A 19,661-nucleotide genomic window follows, 5' to 3' on the forward strand; every position below is an offset into this window, starting at 1 on the left:
GTGGACGAGGCCGGACTCAGGCACCGATGAGCTTGGCGAACTTCTCCTCGTACGCCGTCTCCTCCGCGCTGGTGAGCGAGCGGAAGGCGTGGGACTTCTTGGCCATGGCCTTGTCCGGGAGGATCAGCGTGTTGTTCGCCAGCTCGGGGTCGATCTTGGCGAGCTCGTCCTTCACCCCGTCGACGGGGCACACGTAGTTGATGTACGCGGCGAGCTGGGCGGCGACGGGAAGCTCGTAGTAGTAGTCGATGAGCTTCTCGGCGTTCGTCTTGTGCCGGGCCTGTGCGGGGACGAGCAGGTTGTCGCTGGAGGTGATGTAACCGGCGGACGGGATGGAGTACTTGATGTCCGGGTTGTCGGCCTGGAGCTGGATGATGTCACCGGCCCAGGCGAGGCAGGCCGCGATGTCGCCCTTGTCCAGGTCGGAGGTGTAGTCGTTGCCGGTGAAGCGGCGGATCTGCTTGGTGTCGACGCCCTTCTGGAGGCGCCCTATCGCCGCGTCGTAGTCGGCGTCGGTGAACTTCCCGGGGTCCTTGCCGAGGTCGAGCAGCGTCATGCCGACGGAGTCGCGCATCTCGGTGAGGAAGCCGACCCGGCCCTTGAGCGAGGGGTCGTCCAGGAGCTGGGTGACCGAGTCGACCTTCTTGCCGCCGGTCGCCTTCACGTTGTAGGCGATGACGGTGGAGATGCCGGTCCACGGGTACGAGTGGGACCGGCCCGGGTCCCAGTCGGGGCGGCGGAACTGCGCGGACAGGTTGGCGTACGCGTTGGGCAGGTTCGCCGGGTCGAGCCGCTGCACCCAGCCGAGCCGGATCATGCGGGCGGCCAGCCAGTCGGTGACGCAGATCAGGTCGCGGCCGGTGTCCTGGCCGGCCGCGAGCTGGGGCTTGATCTTGCCGAAGAACTCGACGTTGTCGTTGATGTCCTCGGTGTACTTGACCTTGATCCCGGTGCGTTTGGCGAACGCCTCCAGGGTCGGACGGGACTTCTCGTCCTCGCTGACGTCCATGTACTCGGTCCAGTTGGAGAAGGAGACGGTCCTCTCCTTGGCCGAGACGTCCGTGGAGGCGGGCCCCTGGCCCTCCCGCTTGGCCGGCGGGATGCCGCAGGCGCTCAGACCGGCGAGACCGCCGATCGTGAGCGCCCCGACGCCGCCCGCCCGCAGCATCGAACGGCGGCTGAGCGCACCGCGGCCACTCGTCAGACTGCGCTCTATCGCCGCCCGCTGCGCGGCGGACAGGCTCTCGGGCTCGAACTGCTCCATGCGCTGTGCCCTTTCGGGATGCTTGCGCCGCTGGTCGGGCGGCAGGTGGTTATCGGTCCCCGAAGATCGTGCGGTGCCAGTCCTTGGCCGCCACCGCGGTGTTGTCGAACATCACGTGCTTGACCTGCGTGTACTCCTCGAAGGAGTACACCGACATGTCCTTTCCGTATCCCGATGCCTTGGTGCCGCCGTGCGGCATCTCGCTGATGATCGGGATGTGGTCGTTGACCCAGACGCAGCCGGCCTTGATCTCCCGCGTGGCGCGGTTGGCCCGGTAGACGTCCCGGCTCCAGGCCGAGGCGGCCAGGCCGTACGGGGTGTCGTTGGCGAGCCGGATGCCCTCGTCGTCGCTGTCGAAGGGCAGGGCCACCAGCACCGGGCCGAAGATCTCCGACTGCACGACCTCGCTGTCCTGCTCGGCGCCGATGATCAGGGTGGGTCGGTAGTATGCGCCGTCCTTGAGCTCTCCACCAGGGGCTTCGCCGCCGGTGACTACGGTGGCGTAGCCGCGGGCGCGCTCGACGAAGCCGGCCACGCTGTCGCGGTGGCGGTGGCTGACCAGCGGGCCGAGGTCGGTGGACGGGTCGAAGGGGTCGCCCAGGCGGACGGTCTCCATCAGTTCGGCGACGCGGGCGACGAAGGCGTCGAACAGCGGGCGCTGGACGTACGCGCGCGTGGCGGCGGTGCAGTCCTGGCCGCTGTTGATGAGCGAGGCGGCGACGGCGCCGTTGGCGGCGGCCTCCAGGTCGGCGTCGTCGAAGACGACGAAGGGGGCCTTGCCGCCGAGTTCGAGGTGGAGGCGCTTCACGGTGGCGGTGGCGACCTCGGCGACGCGCTTGCCGACCGGGGTGGAGCCGGTGAAGGAGGTCATGACGACGTCGGGGTGGCCGACGAGGTGCTCGCCGACGACCCGGCCGGAGCCGCTGACGACGTTGATCACACCGTCCGGGATGCCGGCCTCCTTCGCCGCCTGCGCGAACATCAGCGAGGTCAGCGGGGTGATCTCGGCCGGCTTGAGGACGATCGTGTTGCCGGCCGCGATGGCCGGGAGGATCTTCCAGGCGGCCATCTGGAGCGGGTAGTTCCAGGGGGCGATGGAGCCGATGACGCCGATCGCCTCGCGCCGGATGTACGAGGTGTGGTCACCGTCGTACTCGGCTGCGGACTGGCCCTGGAGGTGACGGGCGGCGCCCGCGAAGAAGGCGGTGTTGTCGATGGTGCCCGGTACGTCGAACTCGGTGGTGAGCCGGACGGGCTTGCCGCACTGGAGGGACTCCACGCGGGCGATGTCCTCGGCCCAGTCGGCGAGGACACCGGCGAAGCGGTGGAGGGCGTCGGAGCGCTCCCCGGGGGTGGCGCCGGACCAGCCGGGGAAGGCGGCCTTGGCGGCGGCCACGGCCTCGTCGACGTCGGCGACGGAGGCCAGCGCGTACGTGTACACGCTCTCCCCGGTCGCCGGGTCGATCACGCTGTGTTCCTGTCCGGAGGTTCCGGCACGGAGCCGTCCGCCGATGTACTGCGCGCCGTCCGCGAAGCGGTCGGTCACCTGGTAGCGGTTGCCCATGACGCTCTCCGTTGTCCCAGCTCGAATTGAGTGCCGATCCTGACAGAGGGATGCCCCTCCAACAAGGGATTCCGTTGTTGCCTTTTGATTACGCGACGAATTCGGTCGACCATGTGTCGAGGCAGCCGGAATATCTCCGTACGGAATGTCCGTGGCGGCTGCCAGACTCGCATGCATGAACATGATCGACGAGCTGACGCAGCAGGTCAGCAGGGGTGACAGGGTCAGGTGGCTGCACTTCTGGGGTCACCGTCCGCATCCGGACGGACACCTTTCGGCGAGCTGTCTGAGCCAGTGGTGGCCCTCGCCCTTCGTGGTCGACGCGGTGCCGTACGCGACCGCCGAGCACTGGATGATGGCGTCCAAGGCCCGCCTCTTCGGGGACGCCGAGGCCGAGCGGGCCGCGCTGTCCGCCCGTACCCCCGCGGAGGCCAAGAAGGCCGGCCGGCTGGTGCGGGACTTCGACGAGGCCGTGTGGCGGCGGGAGCGCTTCGGGATCGTCGTCGAGGGCAGCGTCCACAAGTTCTCCTCGGACGAGGCCCTGCGCGCGTACCTCCTCGGCACGGGCACCCGCGTCCTCGTGGAGGCCAGCCCGGTGGACCGCGTCTGGGGCATCGGGCTCGCGGCGGACGACGAGCGCGCCCACGACCCCGCCCGCTGGGCCGGACTCAACCTCCTGGGCTTCGCCCTGATGGAGGCCCGGGAGCGGCTGCGCGCAGCCTGAGAGACACGAGGGCCCCGCACCGGCCGGTGCGGGGCCCGAGCAGCTCACCGCCGCTCGCGTGCGTACGGTCGCGGGTCGCTCAGCGCGGGGCGCTGAAGGAGGTCCCGGTCGTCGACCAGGGGTCGTCGTTGCTGTCGCTCCACTCGTCCGCGTTCATCGCCAGGACGATGATCAGGGCGATGCCCGCGAGGCCGAGGGCGATGCCGATCGCCCCGAGCGTGATGCCGGCGACGGCCTGCCCCTTGTTGTCCGCCTCGCCCCGCAGGTGCCGCTTGCGGCCCACGATGCCCAGCGGCAGCGCGACCGCGCCCAGGATCAGGCCGAGGATGCCGTACGAGCAGAAGGCGAGCACGACGGCGCAGATGCCCACCACCATCGCGGCGACGCCCATGCCGTTGTTCATCGGCTGCTGCCACCCGGGCTGGCCGTACCCGGGGTATCCGTACCCGGAGACGGCCGGGGGCGTCGGCGCCGGGTAGCCGTACGCGCCGGACGCGTTCGCGGCCGGGTAGCCGTACCCGCCCGAGGTGTCCGCCGCCGGGTAGCCGTACCCGCCGGGCGTGGCCGCCGGGCCGCCCGGGGCCACCGGGGGCGGCGGGACCGCACCGCCGGGCTCGGGCGTCAGCGGCATGGACGTGACGGTCTGCTGGTCGTGCACGTGCGGCGCGGACTGCGCCGGCTTGCTCAGTTCCACCCCGTCACGGTTCGGCGGAGCCCACGGGTCCGCCGGGTCGAATCCGCCCCGCGACTGGTCTTGGTTGTCAGACATGGGCCTCCCCCATCATGGTCCCGCCATGCTACGGCCTCACCCTTGCGGGGGACCCGCCCGGCCTACGATGACCGGATGACCGATCTCCACCCCTTCATCGCGGGCCTTCCCAAGGCCGAACTGCACGTCCACCACGTCGGTTCCGCCTCCCCCCGGATCGTCGCCGAACTGGCCGCCCGGCACCCCGACTCCAAGGTCCCCACGGATCCGGAGGCGCTGGCCGACTACTTCACCTTCACCGACTTCGCGCACTTCATCGACGTCTACCTGTCCGTCGTCGACCTGGTCCGCACCCCTGAGGACGTCCGGCTGCTGACCTTCGAGGTCGCCCGTGACATGGCCCGGCAGAACATCCGCTACGCCGAGCTGACCATCACCCCCTACTCCTCCACCCGCCGCGGCATCGACGAGCGCGCCTTCATGGCGGCGATCGAGGACGCCCGCAAGGCGGCCGAGGCCGAGTTCGGGACCGTCCTGCGCTGGTGCTTCGACATCCCCGGCGAGGCCGGCCTGGTCTCCGCCGAGGAGACCGCGCGGCTCGCCACCACCGACGGACTGCGCCCCGAGGGCCTGGTCTCCTTCGGGCTCGGCGGCCCGGAGATCGGGGTGCCGCGCCCCCAGTTCAAGCCGTACTTCGACCTGGCGCGGGCGGCCGGACTGCACTCCGTCCCGCACGCGGGCGAGACGACCGGCCCGGAGACGGTCTGGGACGCGATCCGCGACCTGGGCGCCGAGCGCATCGGCCACGGCACCAGCTCGGTCCGGGACCCGGAGCTCCTCGCGTACCTCGCCGAGCACCGGATCGCCCTGGAGGTCTGCCCGACCTCGAACATCGCCACCCGGGCCGTCGCCACCCTCGACGAGCACCCGATCCGGCAGATGGTCGACGCCGGGGTCCTCGTCACCGTGAACAGCGACGACCCGCCGATGTTCGGCACCGACCTCAACAACGAGTACGCGGTCGCCGCCCGTCTCCTCGGCCTCGACGAGCGCGGTGTCGCCGCCCTCGCCAAGAACGCCGTGGAGGCCTCGTTCCTCGACCCGGCCGGCAAGGCCGGGATCCTCGCCGAGATCGACACGTACACCGACGACTGGCTGGCCCGCTGACGGCGACGAGAATGGGGGCATGGACTCCGTCACTGTCGTAGGTCACCGCGGCGACCCGTACCGCGTCCGCGAGAACACCCTCCGCTCGGTCTCCTCGGCGATCGAGCGGGGGGCGGACGCCGTCGAGATCGACGTCCGGCTGACGGAGGACGGCGTGCCCGTCCTCCTCCACGACGACACCCTCAAGCGCCTCTGGGGCCACGACGTCCCGCTCGCCGAGCTGTCGTACGCGCGGGTCCGCGAGCTGTCCGGGGACGGCATCCCGACCCTGCGCGAGGCCCTGCTCACCGCCGGGGACCACCGGCTGATGCTGGACCTGCCGGGCGGCGACGCGGACTCGGTCCGCAGGATCGTCGGCACCGTCCGCGAGTGCGGCGCCGGGGAGCGCGTCTACTACTGCGCGGGCGCCGTCGCCATGCTGGACGTGCGGGCCGCCGACCCGGCCGCCGAGATCGCCCTGACCTGGACCTCGCTCGCCCCGCCCCGGCCGGTGCTGCTCGACGCGGTACGGCCGCGGTGGCTCAACTACCGCTTCGGACTCGTGAGTCGGGGGCTGGTCGACCGGGTGCACCGGGACGGGCTGCTCGTCTCGGCCTGGACGGCGGACACCCGGCGCACGATGCGTAAGCTGATCACCAACGGGGTCGACTCGGTCACCACGAACCGCGTCGACGCACTGGCAGCCGTCCTGCGAAAGGCGCACGCGTGAACGACCGCATCCGGACCGACATCGCCCACAACGCCCGGGTGTGGAACTACTGGCTGGGCGGCAAGGACAACTACCCGGTCGACCGCGCGGTCGGCGACCAGGTCACCGGCTTCTACCCGAGCATCGGCGAAGTGGCCCGCGCCGACCGGGCGTTCCTCGGCCGGGTGGTGACCGGGCTGGCCGCCGACGCGGGCGTGCGCCAGTTCCTCGACATCGGTACGGGGCTGCCGACCGCCGACAACACCCACGAGGTCGCCCAGCGGGTCCTGCCCGACGCCCGGATCGTCTACGTCGACAACGACCCGATCGTCCTCACCCACGCCCGGGCCCTGCTGACCAGCGCCCCGGAGGGCGTCACCGAGTACGTCGACGCCGACGCGCGCGAACCCGGGAAGATCCTCGCGGCGGCGGGCGCGACGCTCGACCTGACCCGCCCGGTCGCCGTGATGATGCTCGGCATCCTCAACTTCGTCCTGGACACCGACGAGACCCGGACGATCGTCCGGACCCTGATGGACGCCGTCCCGTCCGGCAGCTATCTGGTGCTCACCCACCCCACCCTGGAACCGGAGCTCGGCGGCGAGGGCAACAAGGACGCGATGGCGTTCTGGAACGAGAACGCCACCCCGCCGATCACCGCCCGCAGCCGGGCCGAATTCACCTCCTTCTTCGAGGGCCTGGAGCTCCTGGAACCGGGCGTCGTCTCCTGCTCGCGCTGGCGCCCCACCGCCGAGGAGGCCCCTGTGGTCGCGCAGTTCGGCGCGGTGGGCCGCAAGCCGTAATGGGGATACGGGGGGAGGTGCGCGGCCGCTGGGAGCGGGCGCGCACCTGGGGCGCGGCGAACCCCTGGGCGGTGGACGCGGGGATCGCGCTCCTCGTCCAGGCGGCGATGACGATGCCGTTCGTGGTGCCGCGCGGGCCCGAACTGGAACCGGCGACCTGGGCCGCGTACGGGCTGACGACGCTCACCGTGCTGCCGCTCGTCTGGCGGCGGCGGGCCCCGCTCGCCGTGCTCCTCGCGGTCCTGGCGGCGAGCGCGCTGTACAAGCTGGCCCTGGAGGGGCCGGGGCAGCCGCTGCCGTACACCGGGCTCGTCGTCGTCTACACGATCGCGCTGCTCTCCCCGACGTGGAAGCGGCTCGCGACGGCGGGGCTCCTGCTGGTCGCGGTGCCGGTCTCGGTGTGGCTCAACACCCAGTCGGCGCGCGAACTGACCTTCTCGCTCTTCGTGTTCGGCGCCGCCTATGTCTTCGGGCGGCTCCAGGACGCCCGGCAGCGGGCGCACCGGGTCGAGTCGGAGCGGGCCGCCGCACGCGAACGGGCCCGCATCGCACGGGAGATGCACGACATCCTGTCGCACGCGGTGAGCCTGATGGTCGTCCAGGCGGAGGCGGGTCCGGTCGCCGTACGGTCCGCGCCGGAGCGCGCCGAGGCGGCGTTCGAGGCGATCTCGGAGACGGGCCGCGAGGCGATGACCCAGCTGCGGCAGATGCTGGGGGTGCTGCGCGAGGGCGGCGAGACCGGCGCCCCTCGCGCGCCGCAGCCGGACCTCGGCGGCATCCCCGGCCTGGTGGAGCGGGTGCGGGCCGGGGGTCTGACCGTCGGGTACACGACGGAGGGCGGGGTACGGGCGCTGCCCGCGACGACCGGCGCGAGCGTCTACCGGATCGTCCAGGAGGCGCTGACCAACGTGGTGAAGCACGCGCGGGCCCGTACGGTCGACGTCCGGCTCGCCCATGCCGACGGGGTCCTGCGGGTGAGCGTCACCGACGACGGGTGCGGCCCGCAGGGCGGCTCCGGCGGTCACGGTCTGACGGGCATCAGGGAGCGGGCCGCCGCGCACGGCGGGACGGTGACGGCCGGACCGGGTCCCGGCGGCCGGGGGTTCGAGGTGCGGGTCCTGCTCCCCGTACCCTCCGCGGCGGAGGTGGGGACATGACGACGATCCGGGTGGTGGTCGCGGACGACCAGGAGCTGGTCCGCAGCGGCTTCGCGATGATCCTGGACGCGCAGCCGGACATCGAGGTGGTGGCGGAGGCCGGGGACGGGGCGGAGGCCGTCGAGGCGGTGCGCCGGCACGCTCCCGACGTGGCGCTGCTCGACATCCGGATGCCGGGGACCGACGGCATCGAGGCCTGCCGGGTGATCGGCGCGGAGTCCGGCTGCCGGACGGTGATCCTGACGACCTTCGACACCGACGCGTATGTGTACGAGGCGCTGCACGCGGGCGCGAGCGGTTTCCTCCTGAAGGACGTGCGGCGGGACGACCTGGTGCACGCGGTACGGGTGGTGGCGGCGGGCGAGTCGCTGCTCGCGCCCTCCGTGGCCCGCCGCCTGGTGGAGGAGTACACGGCGGGCGGCCCGCGCAGGACGGCACCGGACCCGCGCCTCGACGTGCTGACGGGCCGGGAGCGGGAGACGCTGCTGCTGCTCGCGCGGGGGCTGTCGAACGCGGAGATCGCGGCGGAACTGGTGGTCAGCGACCACACCGTGAAGACCCATGTGGGGAACGTGCTGGCCAAGCTGGGGCTGCGCGACCGCATCCAGGCGGTGATCTGCGCGTACGAGACCGGCCTGGTCGCGGCGGGCTCTCCCCCGGCCGGGGGAGGCACGGTCCCCGGCCCCTCCCCCGCGCCGGGGAGGAACTGACCCCCGAAGACCGCCGGTACGGGCGATCCGCGGATCGTCGCAGGTCAGCAGGATGGAGCCATCGAGAACGAGGGCTCACACCACCGGAGTTGACCATGCGAAAGTCCACCCGCACGCTGCTCGCCACCGCCCTGGTCCTGGGCGTGGCGGCCGGACCGGCGCTCACCCCCGCGTTCGCCGCACCGCGCACGGCGGCGGCCGCGCGGGCCACGGCGCCTGATCTGTCGGCGGTGATCGCGGGTCTTCCCCGTGCCGACGCCACGGCCGCGCTGGTGCGCGTCGGGGGCACCGAGGGTTCCTGGCAGGGCAGTTCGGGTGTGCACGACCTGGAGACGAACGCCCCGGCGGATCCGGCCGCCCGCTTCCGGGCCGGTTCGGTGACGAAGGTCTTCACGGCGGCGACGGTGCTCCAGCTGGCCGCCGAGGGCCGGATCGACCTGGACCGCACGGCGCGTTCGTACCTGCCGGAGCTGATCCCCGGCCGGTACGCCACGGTGACGGTCCGCCAGCTCCTCAACCACACCCATGGCATCCCGGCCGCCGACCTGGCCGTCGGGGACACGGTGGAGGAGTGGTACGCGCACCGCTTCGACGCGCACTCCCCGGAGGAGATGGTCCGCTCGGCGACGGCGAAGCCGCGCGAGTTCCGGCCGGGCACCCGCCAGCACTACCTGAACATCGGGTACACGGTCGCGGCGCTGATCGTGGAGCGGGTCACGGGCGACTCGTACGAGCACCAGGTGGAGCGGCGGATCCTGCGACCGCTCGGCCTCCGGGACACCTACCTCCCGGGTGGCGCGGCCGCGCTCGTCGGCCCGTACAACCACGGCTACCAGACGATGCGGCTCGACGACGGGACGACCGGTCCGCGCGACGTCTCCACCTGGGGGACCTCGGACGCCTGGGCGGCGGGGGACCTGGTGTCGACCACCGCCGACCTGGAGCGCTTCGTCCGGGAGCTGTTCGCGGGCCGCGTGGTGCGCGGGCCGCTCCTGGAGGAGATGTTCACCCTCCCGAAGGTCCCCGACCTCCTGTCGGGCGACCCGGCCGCGTACTCCGTCGGCCTGTCGATGAAGCGGCTCGGCGGTCGTGAGGTCTGGGGCAAGACGGGCGGCCGCTGGGGGTACAACACGGCCGTCGCCTCGACCCGCGACGGCTCGCGCACCCTCGTCTACAGCGTCAACGCCACGGACGCGAAGGGCCAGGACATGAACCGCACGGCCCTCGGGCTGATGGTGGCGGCCTACGGCCTGCCCGGCTGAGCCGGCCGGCTCCCGGCGTGGGGTGACGGAGGCCTCCTGGTGTCTCGTTTCGGACATCAGGCGACCAACCGGAGGGCCGTTCGGTAATCACCCGGACGGGAACGATCTTTGTTGATTCGTCAACTCGCGTACGGCATACGCCAGAGGTACATCGTCAGCGCGCGTCGGCCGATGTCGGCGCGGTCGCGGGTACGGGAGCCGGCGCGGGAGCCATCGTCTCCAGGCGCTTGATCATCCGTCGGACGTGGAGCAGCGGCAGCACGCCGATCACCCCGAAGGACATGTCGATCACCGACCACCAGAAGGGGATGTCGCGGATCGGTCCGCAGATCAGGGCGAGCGGCAGGATGCCGGCGCAGGCGATCATGCCGAACTCGACGACCCAGACGTTGCGGACGGGGTCGCGGTAGGCGCCGTAGAAGGCGACCGCGATGACGAGGTGGGCGAAGGCCAGCCAGTCGGTGCCGTAGAGCAGATAGGGCGCCTGCGCGTCGGCGGCCTCGACTCCGGTGCGGACCCGGTCGATCCACTCGGCGAGCGCCGGGAAGAGGTCGGCGACGGGCGCGGCCCAGCCGTCCAGCGCGGAGTCGAGCAGGCGGAGTTCGGTGACGAGCGGGAAGGCGGTGGCGCCGCTCAGGACCAGGCAGACCACGAAGAGGATCAGCCAGACACGGATGCGCGTGAGAAGGGCTCTCGGCCCGTTCGAGTCGCTCATGAGGGCATCGTACGCCCTTCTTGAACGCGTTCAGAAACGGGTCGGGGGCACTCCGCTCACAGGCCGACGATCGAGTTCCACCGCTTCGCGAACTCCTGGCGCTCCTCGGACCTGATGTCGCGCGCGATGGCCAGCCGGCTCCGCATGTCGGTGTCGGGGAAGATCAGCGGGTCCTCGGCGAGGGCCACCAGCTCCTCGTCGCCGGAGTCCGCGAGAACCTGCTGCGCGGCCGGCACCGGGCACACGTAGTTGACCCAGGCGGCGAGTTCGGCGGCGACCTCGGGCTCGTAGTAGTAGTCGACGAGCTTCTCGGCGTTGGACTTGTGGTGGGCGAGGTTGGGGATCATGAGCGACTCGGCCCAGAGTTCCGCGCCCTCCTCGGGGACGACGAACTCGATGTCCGGGTTGTCGGCCTGGAGCTGGATGACGTCGCCGGAGTACGCCTGGCAGGCCAGGACGTCACCGGTGGAGAGGTCCTTGATGTAGTCGTTGCCGGTGAAGCGGCGGATGTGCTCCTTCCGGACGAGGCCCTCGATCTGCTCGCAGAGGGCGTGGAAGTCGTCGGCGGTCCAGCGGGTCACGTCGACGCCGTTGCCCTGGAGGAGCAGGGACATGGACTCGTCGAGCCCGGACAGCAGGGTGACCTTGCCGCGCAGGTCGTCGGCCCACAGCTCCTTGGTGGAGCGCAGCTCCCGGCCGAGCTTCTTCCGGTTGTACGCGATGCCGGTGATCCCGGACTGCCAGGGGACGCTGTGCATCCGCCCGGGGTCGAACGCGGGCGTGCGCAGCTGGGGACTGAGGTTCCTGGCGACGTTCGGCTGTGCGGCGCGGTCCATCTCCTGGACCCAGCCGAGGCGGACGAAGCGGGCGGCCATCCAGTCGCTGACGACGATGAGGTCGCGCCCGGTCTCCTGGTGGTTCATCAGGGAGGGGCTGATCTTGCCGAAGAACTCGTCGTTGTCGTTGATCTCCTCCGTGTAGCGCACGGCGATGCCGCTGCGCTTGCGGAAGGCGTCGAGGGTCGGCCGCTTCCTGGGGTCCTCGTCATCGGTGTCGATGTAGAGCGGCCAGTTGGCGAAGTCGAGGGTCCGGTCGCGGGCGGAGAGGTCGCGCCCCGCCCGGTCGCCCTCGTCGACGTACGCGGCGGGGACTCCGCATCCGGCCGCGAGCAGGGTGGCGGCCCCGGCGCCGCCGATGCCGCGCAGCAGGGACCGGCGGGACATGTTCTTCCTGGCTGTCGCTCTCACCCCCGCAGCATCGCGGTCCGCCGCCACCTGCGGCAATGGACGGTCCGTCGAGCCACGGAGCGAGGCCCCGACACCCTGTCGATCAAGGGTGCCGGGGCCTCGCTGCCGGAGCCTGGCGGGGATCAGCCCAGGGAGGTCATGACGTGCTTGATGCGCGTGTAGTCCTCGAAGCCGTACGCGGAGAGGTCCTTGCCGTAGCCGGACTTCTTGTAGCCGCCGTGGGGCATCTCGGCGACCAGCGGGATGTGGGTGTTGATCCACACACAGCCGAAGTCGAGCGTCTTGGACATGCGCATCGCGCGCGCGTGGTCCTTGGTCCAGACGGAGGAGGCGAGGGCGTACTCGACGCCGTTCGCGAACTCCAGGGCCTGCGCCTCGTCCGTGAAGGACTGGACGGTGATGACCGGGCCGAAGACCTCGTTCTGGACGATCTCGTCGTCCTGCTTGAGGCCGGAGACGACGGTCGGGGCGTAGAAGTAGCCCTTGTCGCCGACGCGGCGGCCGCCGGCCTCGACCTTGGCGTGCGCCGGGAGGCGGTCGATGAAGCCGGTGACCTGCTTCAGCTGGTTCGCGTTGTTGAGCGGGCCGTACAGCACGTCCTCGTCGTCCGGCTGGCCGGTCTTGATCTCGGAGGCGGCCTTGGCGAGCGCGGCGACGAACTCGTCGTGGATGGACTCCTGCACGAGGACGCGGGTGGCGGCCGTGCAGTCCTGGCCGGCGTTGAAGAAGCCGGCGACGGAGATGTCCTCGACGGCCTTCGCGATGTCGGTGTCCTCGAAGACGACGACCGGCGCCTTGCCGCCCAGCTCCAGGTGGACGCGCTTGACGTCCTTGGCCGCCGACTCGGCGACCTGCATGCCGGCGCGCACGGAGCCGGTGATGGAGGCCATGGCGGGGGTCGGGTGCTCGACCATCGCCTTACCGGTCTCGCGGTCGCCGCAGACGACGTTGAAGACGCCCTTGGGGACGATCTGACCGATGATCTCGGCCATCAGGACGGTCGACGCGGGGGTCGTGTCCGAGGGCTTGAGGACCACGGTGTTGCCCGCGGCGAGGGCCGGGGCGAACTTCCACACGGCCATCATCATCGGGTAGTTCCAGGGGGCGACCTGGGCGCAGACGCCGACGGGCTCGCGGCGGACGATGGAGGTCATGCCCTCCATGTACTCGCCGGCCGAGCGGCCCTCGAGCAGCCGCGCGGCACCCGCGAAGAAGCGGATCTGGTCCACCATCGGCGGGATCTCCTCGCTCGCGGTGATCCCGACCGGCTTGCCGGTGTTCTGCACCTCGGCGGCGATGAGGTCCTCGGCGCGCTCCTCGAAGGCGTCGGCGATCTTGAGGAGGACCTTCTGGCGCTCGGACGGCGTGCTGTCGCGCCAGGCGGGGAATGCGGCCGCGGCGGCCTCCATGGCGGCGTCGACATCGGCCGGCCCGGAGAGCGGGGAGGTGGCGTACACCTCACCGGTGGCCGGGTTGATCACGTCGATGGTGCGGCCGTCGGCCGCGTCGCGGAACTCCCCGTTGATGTAGTTACGCAGCCGGCGCAGCTCGGTGGTCACGTGGCCACCCCTCCTGTCACGTTCTGTCGTCGCACGTCCCTGTGCTGTGCCCTGTTGGGCAGACAACGCCAGCCTAGTCGCTCGGCTGACGCTTTCAACAGGCCCGGCCCCCGGCATCTTCGGATTCAGTGCCTTTCGAGGCCTCTCGCAACGAATTACATCGCTCCGGGGTTGCAAGACCGACGAGTCTCGGTGCACAGTGAGGCGTGGCCAGTCGAAGCGCAGACTCCAGAACCGGAATCGGTTCGTCCCCGACGATCGACGCCGTCTCCCTGGCGATCATCGAACAGCTCCAGGAGGACGGTCGCCGTCCTTACGCGGCGATCGGCAAGGCCGTGGGCCTTTCCGAAGCCGCCGTGAGGCAGCGCGTCCAGAAGCTGCTCGACCAGGGCGTCATGCAGATCGTCGCCGTCACCGACCCGCTCACCGTGGGTTTCCGACGGCAGGCGATGGTCGGCATCAACGTCGAGGGTGACCTGGATCCGGTCGCGGAGGCCCTGACAGGCATGGCCGAATGCGAGTACGTGGTGATGACCGCGGGCTCCTTCGACCTGATGGTGGAGGTCGTCTGCGAGGACGACGACCACCTGCTGGATGTGATCAACAAGCGCATCCGGACCCTGCCGGGCGTCCGTTCCACCGAGAGCTTCGTCTACCTCAAGCTCAAGAAGCAGACCTACATGTGGGGAACCCGATAACCGTGACCCAGGACCTCTCCAAGACCGCCTACGACCACCTGTGGATGCACTTCACCCGCATGTCGTCGTACGAGAACTCGCCCGTTCCCACCATCGTGCGTGGTGAAGGCACCTACATCTTCGACGACAAGGGCAAGCGCTACCTCGACGGTCTCGCGGGTCTCTTCGTGGTCAACGCCGGACACGGCCGCGAGGAGCTGGCCGAGGTCGCGTACAAGCAGGCCAAGGAACTCGCGTTCTTCCCCGTGTGGTCGTACGCCCACCCGAAGGCCGTCGAGCTCGCCGAGCGCCTCGCGGACTACGCCCCGGGCGACCTCAACAAGGTCTTCTTCACCACCGGTGGCGGCGAGGCCGTCGAGACCGCCTGGAAGCTCGCCAAGCAGTACTTCAAGCTGCAGGGCAAGCACACCAAGTACAAGGTCATCTCGCGTGCGGTCGCCTACCACGGCACCCCGCAGGGCGCCCTGTCCATCACCGGCCTGCCGGCCCTGAAGGCCCCCTTCGAGCCGCTGGTCCCCGGCGCGCACAAGGTGCCGAACACCAACATCTACCGCGCCCCGATCCACGGCGACGACCCGGAGGCCTTCGGCCGCTGGGCCGCCGACCAGATCGAGCAGGAGATCCTCTTCGAGGGCGCCGACACCGTCGCGGCCGTCTTCCTGGAGCCGGTGCAGAACGCCGGCGGCTGCTTCCCGCCGCCGCCCGGGTACTTCCAGCGCGTCCGCGAGATCTGCGACCAGTACGACGTGCTGCTCGTCTCCGACGAGACGATCTGCGCCTTCGGCCGCCTCGGCACGATGTTCGCCTGTGACAAGTTCGGCTACGTGCCCGACATGATCACCTGCGCCAAGGGCATGACCTCGGGCTACTCCCCGATCGGTGCCTGCATCGTCTCCGACCGCATCGCGGAGCCGTTCTACAAGGGCGACAACACCTTCCTCCACGGCTACACCTTCGGTGGCCACCCGGTGTCGTCGGCGGTGGCCCTCGCCAACCTCGACATCTTCGACAAGGAAGGCCTGAACCAGCACGTCCTCGACCAGGAGGGCAACTTCTTCAACACCCTGAAGAAGCTGCACGACCTCCCGATCGTCGGCGACGTCCGCGGCAACGGCTTCTTCTACGGCATCGAGCTCGTCAAGGACAAGGTCACCAAGGAGTCCTTCACGGACGAGGAGACGGAGCGCGTGCTCTACGGCTTCCTCTCCAAGGCGCTCTACGACAACGGCCTGTACTGCCGTGCCGACGACCGCGGCGACCCGGTCATCCAGCTGGCCCCGCCGCTGATCGCCGACCAGGGCACCTTCGACGAGATCGAAGGCATCCTGCGCACGGTGCTCACCGAGGCGTGGACCAAGCTGTAGGACCCCGCCGCGGGACCGGTCACCCCGACGGTCTCCCTTGGCATCACGCCGCCCTCACGGCGTGACCCCGGCCCGGGCGTGCCGCCATCCGAGTGGATGGCGGCCGCCCGGGCCGCGTGCTGTCCGAACGGACGGATCCGAATCCTTACGGTGCCCAGTGACCGACAAGGCCCGTCCTTCGTTCCCCCGGACGGGGGACACAGATCGGATCCGACATCGAGGTGTACGCGATGGCCCCACCGGACAACGACGTGCTCTGGGCGCGTTCCCTGCACTGCGCCCTGGGCGGCTCGGACGCGCTCAGCGGCGTCTCCCTCGGCGTCCGCGAAGGCGAGATCCTCGCCGTCGTCGGACCGCGGGGAAGCGGCAAGACCACACTCCTGCGCTGCCTGTCCGGCCAGCTCGTCGCCCAGCAGGGCGAGGTCTGGTTCAACAGCGGCCCCGTCCACACCCTGGGCCCCGCCGCACGCGAGCGGCTCCGCCGCGACCGCTTCGGCTGGATCGACCCCGAACCGGGCCTCGTCCCCGAGCTCACCGGCTGGGAGAACACCGCCCTGCCGCTGCTGCTCCGCGGGGTCTCCCACCGGGCCGCCAGGAGCACCGCCCTGGAATGGCTGGAGCGCCTCGACATCGGCGCCTGCGCCCGCAAGCGCCCGCACGCCCTCAGCCACCCCCAGCGCCAGCGCATCGCCATCGCCCGCGCCCTGATCACCACCCCCACGGTGCTGTTCGCCGACGAACCCACCGCCACGCTGCACCGGGCCGACGGCGCCCAGGTCCTGCGCACCCTGACGGCCGCCGCCCGCTCGCACGGCATCACCGTGCTCCTCGCCACCCACGACGGCGAGGTCGCGGCGCTCGCCGACCGCACGGTCGCGCTCCTCGACGGACGCCGGGTCGGCGCCGTACCCCCGGCGACAGGGGCGGAGGGCGTCGCCGCGTGCTCGCTCTCCGTCTAGCCCGCGGGTCCCACCCCCTCGTCCTGACGCGCCGGCTCCTCGTCGCCGCCGCGGCCGCGGGGGTGGGTTTCCTCCTGCTCTGCACCCTCGGGTACGCCGTCGGGCACCCGAACCGCTCCTCGACGTCCGTACTGCGCCTGCTGTGGTGCGCCCTGCCGCTCGCCGCGACCGTCCAGTTCGCCGTCGCGGTGGCCCGTACCGACCCGGCCACCCGGCCCCGCCCCGGGCTCTCTGCCGTCGGACTCGGCCCGGCCCGGCTCACCGCCATCGCCGCCGCGTCGACCGCCGTGGCCTGCACGCTCGGCTCGGCCGTCGCGCTGCTGTTCTATCTGCACCTGCGCGGCGACATCACGGGCCTGCCCTTCGACGGCGCCGCCGCCGACCTCCTCGCCGCCGACCAGCCGCTGCCGCTCGCGGCCGCCCTCACCCTGCTGGCCGTCCTGCCCGTCACCGCCGCCACGGCCGCCGGCCTGGCCCTGCGCCCGCGCACCGCGCCCGCCGCACCGGAGGGCGCCGAGAAGCCGATGTCGACCGGGCTGCCCTGGGGCATCGCCCTGGTCGCCGTCGGCCTCGCGATCGAGACCTACGCGGGACGCGGAGGCGGCGAAGGACTCCCGCTGCCGGGCCGCTTCGACGGCAACCCGGCCGGCGTCCTGATCGGCTGGGTCCTGACCGCGATCGGCCTCGCCCTGGCCGGCCCCGGCCTCGTCCACGGCTGCGGCCGGCTCCTCCAGGCCCTCCGGCCCGGCGCCACCCGGCTGCTCGCCGGCCGCGTCCTGATGGACGAGTCCCGCCGCATCGGCCGGCCCCTCGGCGTGGTCAGCGCGGTGATCTCCGGGACGCTCGCGGGAGCCTCGCTGTACAGCTCCGGCTCGGGCTCCGGCAGCTTCGGCCCGCTCACCGGCCTCGGCGCGGCACTGATCCTCGCCTGCACCACCGCCACCCTCCTGACGGCGGCCCTGGAGTCCAAGCAGGGCCGCGCCCACACCACCGAGGCCCTGCTCCGCATCGGCGCCCCGCCGACGGTCCTGCGCACGGCGGCCCTCATGCGCGCGGGCGTCCTGCTCGCGGTCTTCCTCCCGCTGACCTGGGCGGTCGCGGAACTGGCGGCCCTTCCCCTCGCGCGCTGAGGCGCGCGGCTCCGCCCCCGACGGACCGGAGTCCCGGGGGCGGAGCCGCACCCACAGCCCCTATCGTGGGCCCATGGCGACGCTCCCCCCGGCGCACCGGCCGCCCGGCCCCCGCGGACACGGGCGCGAGATCCACACCCTCGACGCGTTCGACGCGGCGCTCGCCCGCCCCGGCTCCCTCGCCGGGTACCGGGTGCAGTCCGTCGACCTCACCGACCGGACCTTCGCCCTGCTCACCGCGACCACCACCGGCACCGTCTTCCTCGGCTGCGCGATGCTGCCGGAAGCCGCCGCGAAGGTCCGCGCCGACGGCGCACTCGTCTTCCCGCCCGTGCCCGACCTGCCCTTCGACCCGTACCGGGCCAGGCTCTACTCCCCCGGCGAACTGTTCGAGGGGATCGCGGAGAAGGGGTACGAGGGCACGCCCGACGCCCTCGCGTACGCCTGGTTCGGCCGTACCAGGGCCGACGGCGACATCTTCTCCTCGATGCTCCGCGCGCTCCACGACGACGCCGTCTCCGACGCACTCGACGAACGCCTCGCCGGCGCCCGGGTCGTCGGCGTGATGGGCGGCCACGCGATGGGCCGGGGCACGGCGGCCTACGCGGGCGCCGCCCGGCTCGGCCGGTCCCTGTCCCGCGCCGGGCTGACCGTGGCGACCGGCGGCGGCCCCGGCGCGATGGAGGCCGCGAACCTCGGCGCGTACGTGGCACCGCTGCCCGACGGGGCACTGGACGAGGCCCTCGCCCTGCTCGCCGCGGTCCCCTCCTTCGTGCCCTCCGTGACGGACTGGGCGCTGGCGGCGCTCCGGGTACGGGCCCGGCTCCCGCACGGCGGCGACTCGGTCGGCATCCCCACCTGGTTCTACGGCCACGAGCCGCCGAACGCCTTCGCCGGCCACATCGCCAAGTACTTCGCGAACGCCGTGCGCGAGGACGGCCTGCTCGCCCGCTCCACCGCCGGCGTCGTCTTCCTGCCGGGCGCGGCGGGCACGGTCCAGGAGATCTTCGACAACGCCACCCCGAACTACTACGCCTCCCCGGGCGCCCCCACGCCGATGGTCCTGGTCGACCGCGCCCACTGGACCGAACGCCTCCCGGCCTGGCCCCTGCTGGAGTCCCTGGCCGCCGGCCGGCCGATGGAGTCCCGGATCGCCCTGGTCGACTCGATCGACGAGGCCCCGGCGGCTCTGGAGCGACTCGGGAGGTAGCCGGCGGGTCCGCGCGGGGGCCCGCCGGCGGACCCGCGCGGGGTCACTTCCGCCAGAACAGGTGGTGCGTCACCTTGCCGCCCGGACTCGGGACGACATCGCGGTGGAAGCGGTCCAGGAGCTCGTCGGGCGACTCCCAGAGCCGTGCCCCGGAACCCAGCTTCATCGGCGAGACCGCGACGTGCAGGGTGTCGACGAGACCGGCGTCGAGGAACTCACGGATGGTGGTGGCCCCGCCCCCGAGCCGCACGTCCTTGCCTCCCGCCGCCTCCCGCGCCATCGCGAGGACCGTGGCGGGGTCGGCGTCGACGAAGTGGAAGGTGGTGTCGGAGAGCGTGAACGAGGGGCGCGGGTGGTGGGTCAGCACGAACACCGGCGTACGGAACGGCGGCTCGTCGCCCCACCAGCCGCGCCAGTCCTCGTCGCGCCAGGGCCCGCGCAGGGGACTGAACTTGTTGCGGCCCATGATCTCGGCGCCGATGTTCCGCGCGTAGTCCCGCGTCAGGTAGTCGTCGAGGCCGCGGCTGCCACCGGGGTCGGTCCGCATGGGCCAGCTGGCCGTGGCCCCGGCCCAGGAGAACATCTCCCCGGGCTCCGCGTGGCCGAACGGCCGCTCCAGGCTCTGGCCCTCACCGGCCCCGAACCCGTCGGACGAGACGTTGAAGTTCTGGACTCTGAGCAACTGGCCCATGGTGGTTCCTCCCGCGTGGTCGACACACAACACCCAACAC

19 protein-coding genes are annotated in these 19,661 nt (G+C 71.7%); 12 read left to right on the plus strand and 7 right to left on the minus strand.

Annotation, left to right across the window (positions count from 1 at the left end; genetic code table 11):
- Positions 1-16: 16 nt before the first annotated feature.
- Positions 17-1,264 carry a spermidine/putrescine ABC transporter substrate-binding protein gene (locus tag ASD33_RS26965; protein ID WP_056565935.1) on the minus strand — a complete coding sequence of 416 codons (1,248 nt, stop codon included), beginning with the start codon at positions 1,262-1,264 and terminating at the stop codon, positions 17-19.
- 49 nt (positions 1,265-1,313) lie between these two features.
- A complete protein-coding gene (locus ASD33_RS26970; protein ID WP_056565937.1) occupies positions 1,314-2,828 on the minus strand; it encodes a gamma-aminobutyraldehyde dehydrogenase in 1,515 nt (504 codons plus the stop codon).
- A gap of 145 nt (positions 2,829-2,973) precedes the next feature.
- Here ASD33_RS26970 and ASD33_RS26975 point away from each other — a divergent pair, with 145 nt between their 5' ends.
- Positions 2,974-3,552 carry an NADAR family protein gene (locus ASD33_RS26975; protein WP_079045053.1) on the plus strand — a complete coding sequence of 193 codons (579 nt, stop codon included), beginning with the start codon at positions 2,974-2,976 and terminating at the stop codon, positions 3,550-3,552.
- Positions 3,553-3,631: 79 nt separating this feature from the next.
- Here ASD33_RS26975 and ASD33_RS26980 read toward each other — a convergent pair whose 3' ends face one another.
- Complete coding sequence (locus ASD33_RS26980; protein WP_056565944.1) at positions 3,632-4,321, minus strand: DUF4190 domain-containing protein; 690 nt, start codon at positions 4,319-4,321, stop codon at positions 3,632-3,634.
- A 75-nt stretch (positions 4,322-4,396) separates the two neighbouring features.
- Here ASD33_RS26980 and ASD33_RS26985 point away from each other — a divergent pair, with 75 nt between their 5' ends.
- The 6 genes from ASD33_RS26985 to ASD33_RS27010 all read left to right on the plus strand — a co-directional run bounded on the left by ASD33_RS26985 (position 4,397) and on the right by ASD33_RS27010 (position 10,048).
- Positions 4,397-5,428, plus strand: coding sequence for an adenosine deaminase (locus tag ASD33_RS26985; protein WP_056565947.1), 1,032 nt, complete (start codon positions 4,397-4,399; stop codon positions 5,426-5,428).
- A gap of 19 nt (positions 5,429-5,447) precedes the next feature.
- Positions 5,448-6,137, plus strand: a complete 690-nt coding sequence (locus ASD33_RS26990; protein WP_056565950.1) for a glycerophosphodiester phosphodiesterase — start codon at positions 5,448-5,450, stop codon at positions 6,135-6,137.
- Positions 6,134-6,919 (plus strand): SAM-dependent methyltransferase, encoded by a 786-nt coding sequence (locus ASD33_RS26995; RefSeq protein WP_056565953.1) that lies wholly within the window; start codon positions 6,134-6,136, stop codon positions 6,917-6,919. The genes ASD33_RS26990 and ASD33_RS26995 overlap by 4 nt, the downstream gene beginning before the upstream one ends.
- The gene (locus ASD33_RS27000; protein ID WP_056565957.1) at positions 6,919-8,076 is read left to right on the plus strand and encodes a histidine kinase; all 1,158 of its coding nucleotides are present in this window, start codon (positions 6,919-6,921) and stop codon (positions 8,074-8,076) included. Before ASD33_RS26995 ends, ASD33_RS27000 begins: the two co-directional genes overlap by 1 nt.
- Positions 8,073-8,786 (plus strand): response regulator transcription factor, encoded by a 714-nt coding sequence (locus ASD33_RS27005; protein ID WP_056565960.1) that lies wholly within the window; start codon positions 8,073-8,075, stop codon positions 8,784-8,786. Before ASD33_RS27000 ends, ASD33_RS27005 begins: the two co-directional genes overlap by 4 nt.
- A 95-nt stretch (positions 8,787-8,881) precedes the next feature.
- Positions 8,882-10,048 carry a serine hydrolase domain-containing protein gene (locus tag ASD33_RS27010; RefSeq protein ID WP_056565963.1) on the plus strand — a complete coding sequence of 389 codons (1,167 nt, stop codon included), beginning with the start codon at positions 8,882-8,884 and terminating at the stop codon, positions 10,046-10,048.
- A 154-nt stretch (positions 10,049-10,202) separates the two neighbouring features.
- On the opposite strand, the gene ASD33_RS27015 is transcribed toward ASD33_RS27010, so the two are convergent.
- The 3 genes from ASD33_RS27015 to ASD33_RS27025 all read right to left on the minus strand — a co-directional run bounded on the left by ASD33_RS27015 (position 10,203) and on the right by ASD33_RS27025 (position 13,569).
- Positions 10,203-10,763: a hypothetical protein gene (locus tag ASD33_RS27015; RefSeq protein WP_056565968.1), complete on the minus strand. Its 561-nt coding sequence runs from the start codon at positions 10,761-10,763 to the stop codon at positions 10,203-10,205.
- A 56-nt stretch (positions 10,764-10,819) separates the two neighbouring features.
- Positions 10,820-11,986, minus strand: a complete 1,167-nt coding sequence (locus ASD33_RS27020; RefSeq protein ID WP_056565971.1) for a spermidine/putrescine ABC transporter substrate-binding protein — start codon at positions 11,984-11,986, stop codon at positions 10,820-10,822.
- 146 nt (positions 11,987-12,132) lie between these two features.
- Positions 12,133-13,569 carry a gamma-aminobutyraldehyde dehydrogenase gene (locus tag ASD33_RS27025; protein ID WP_056565974.1) on the minus strand — a complete coding sequence of 479 codons (1,437 nt, stop codon included), beginning with the start codon at positions 13,567-13,569 and terminating at the stop codon, positions 12,133-12,135.
- A gap of 206 nt (positions 13,570-13,775) precedes the next feature.
- Here ASD33_RS27025 and ASD33_RS27030 point away from each other — a divergent pair, with 206 nt between their 5' ends.
- From ASD33_RS27030 to ASD33_RS27050, 5 genes are all read left to right on the plus strand, one after another.
- Entirely contained in the window at positions 13,776-14,267 is a 492-nt protein-coding gene (locus ASD33_RS27030) for an Lrp/AsnC family transcriptional regulator (RefSeq protein ID WP_056565977.1), read from the plus strand.
- Entirely contained in the window at positions 14,252-15,631 is a 1,380-nt protein-coding gene (locus ASD33_RS27035; protein WP_199863595.1) for an aspartate aminotransferase family protein, read from the plus strand. Before ASD33_RS27030 ends, ASD33_RS27035 begins: the two co-directional genes overlap by 16 nt.
- A 230-nt stretch (positions 15,632-15,861) precedes the next feature.
- Positions 15,862-16,590, plus strand: coding sequence for an ATP-binding cassette domain-containing protein (locus tag ASD33_RS27040; protein ID WP_056565983.1), 729 nt, complete (start codon positions 15,862-15,864; stop codon positions 16,588-16,590).
- Complete coding sequence (locus tag ASD33_RS27045) at positions 16,572-17,720, plus strand: hypothetical protein (protein ID WP_056565986.1); 1,149 nt, start codon at positions 16,572-16,574, stop codon at positions 17,718-17,720. Before ASD33_RS27040 ends, ASD33_RS27045 begins: the two co-directional genes overlap by 19 nt.
- A 73-nt stretch (positions 17,721-17,793) precedes the next feature.
- Positions 17,794-18,930 (plus strand): LOG family protein, encoded by a 1,137-nt coding sequence (locus tag ASD33_RS27050; RefSeq protein WP_056565989.1) that lies wholly within the window; start codon positions 17,794-17,796, stop codon positions 18,928-18,930.
- A 43-nt stretch (positions 18,931-18,973) separates the two neighbouring features.
- Here the strand turns inward: ASD33_RS27050 and ASD33_RS27055 are convergent, their stop codons facing one another.
- Positions 18,974-19,621: a dihydrofolate reductase family protein gene (locus ASD33_RS27055; protein WP_056565992.1), complete on the minus strand. Its 648-nt coding sequence runs from the start codon at positions 19,619-19,621 to the stop codon at positions 18,974-18,976.
- Positions 19,622-19,661 lie beyond the last annotated feature (40 nt).

It is taken from the genome of Streptomyces sp. Root1304, from assembly GCF_001426405.1.
GTDB lineage: Bacteria > Actinomycetota > Actinomycetes > Streptomycetales > Streptomycetaceae > Streptomyces.

What these genes read in the sequence shown, in the direction of transcription:
- ASD33_RS26965 (WP_056565935.1), bottom strand. Translation starts at nt 1,264, where the DNA reads ATGGAGCAGTTCGAGCCCGAGAGCCTGTCCGCCGCGCAGCGGGCGGCG.
- ASD33_RS26970 (WP_056565937.1), bottom strand. Translation starts at nt 2,828, where the DNA reads ATGGGCAACCGCTACCAGGTGACCGACCGCTTCGCGGACGGCGCGCAG.
- ASD33_RS26975 (WP_079045053.1), top strand. Translation starts at nt 2,974, where the DNA reads ATGTCCGTGGCGGCTGCCAGACTCGCATGCATGAACATGATCGACGAG.
- ASD33_RS26980 (WP_056565944.1), bottom strand. Translation starts at nt 4,321, where the DNA reads ATGTCTGACAACCAAGACCAGTCGCGGGGCGGATTCGACCCGGCGGAC.
- ASD33_RS26985 (WP_056565947.1), top strand. Translation starts at nt 4,397, where the DNA reads ATGACCGATCTCCACCCCTTCATCGCGGGCCTTCCCAAGGCCGAACTG.
- ASD33_RS26990 (WP_056565950.1), top strand. Translation starts at nt 5,448, where the DNA reads ATGGACTCCGTCACTGTCGTAGGTCACCGCGGCGACCCGTACCGCGTC.
- ASD33_RS27000 (WP_056565957.1), top strand. Translation starts at nt 6,919, where the DNA reads ATGGGGATACGGGGGGAGGTGCGCGGCCGCTGGGAGCGGGCGCGCACC.
- ASD33_RS27005 (WP_056565960.1), top strand. Translation starts at nt 8,073, where the DNA reads ATGACGACGATCCGGGTGGTGGTCGCGGACGACCAGGAGCTGGTCCGC.
- ASD33_RS27010 (WP_056565963.1), top strand. Translation starts at nt 8,882, where the DNA reads ATGCGAAAGTCCACCCGCACGCTGCTCGCCACCGCCCTGGTCCTGGGC.
- ASD33_RS27015 (WP_056565968.1), bottom strand. Translation starts at nt 10,763, where the DNA reads ATGAGCGACTCGAACGGGCCGAGAGCCCTTCTCACGCGCATCCGTGTC.
- ASD33_RS27020 (WP_056565971.1), bottom strand. Translation starts at nt 11,986, where the DNA reads ATGTCCCGCCGGTCCCTGCTGCGCGGCATCGGCGGCGCCGGGGCCGCC.
- ASD33_RS27040 (WP_056565983.1), top strand. Translation starts at nt 15,862, where the DNA reads ATGGCCCCACCGGACAACGACGTGCTCTGGGCGCGTTCCCTGCACTGC.
- ASD33_RS27050 (WP_056565989.1), top strand. Translation starts at nt 17,794, where the DNA reads ATGGCGACGCTCCCCCCGGCGCACCGGCCGCCCGGCCCCCGCGGACAC.
- ASD33_RS27055 (WP_056565992.1), bottom strand. Translation starts at nt 19,621, where the DNA reads ATGGGCCAGTTGCTCAGAGTCCAGAACTTCAACGTCTCGTCCGACGGG.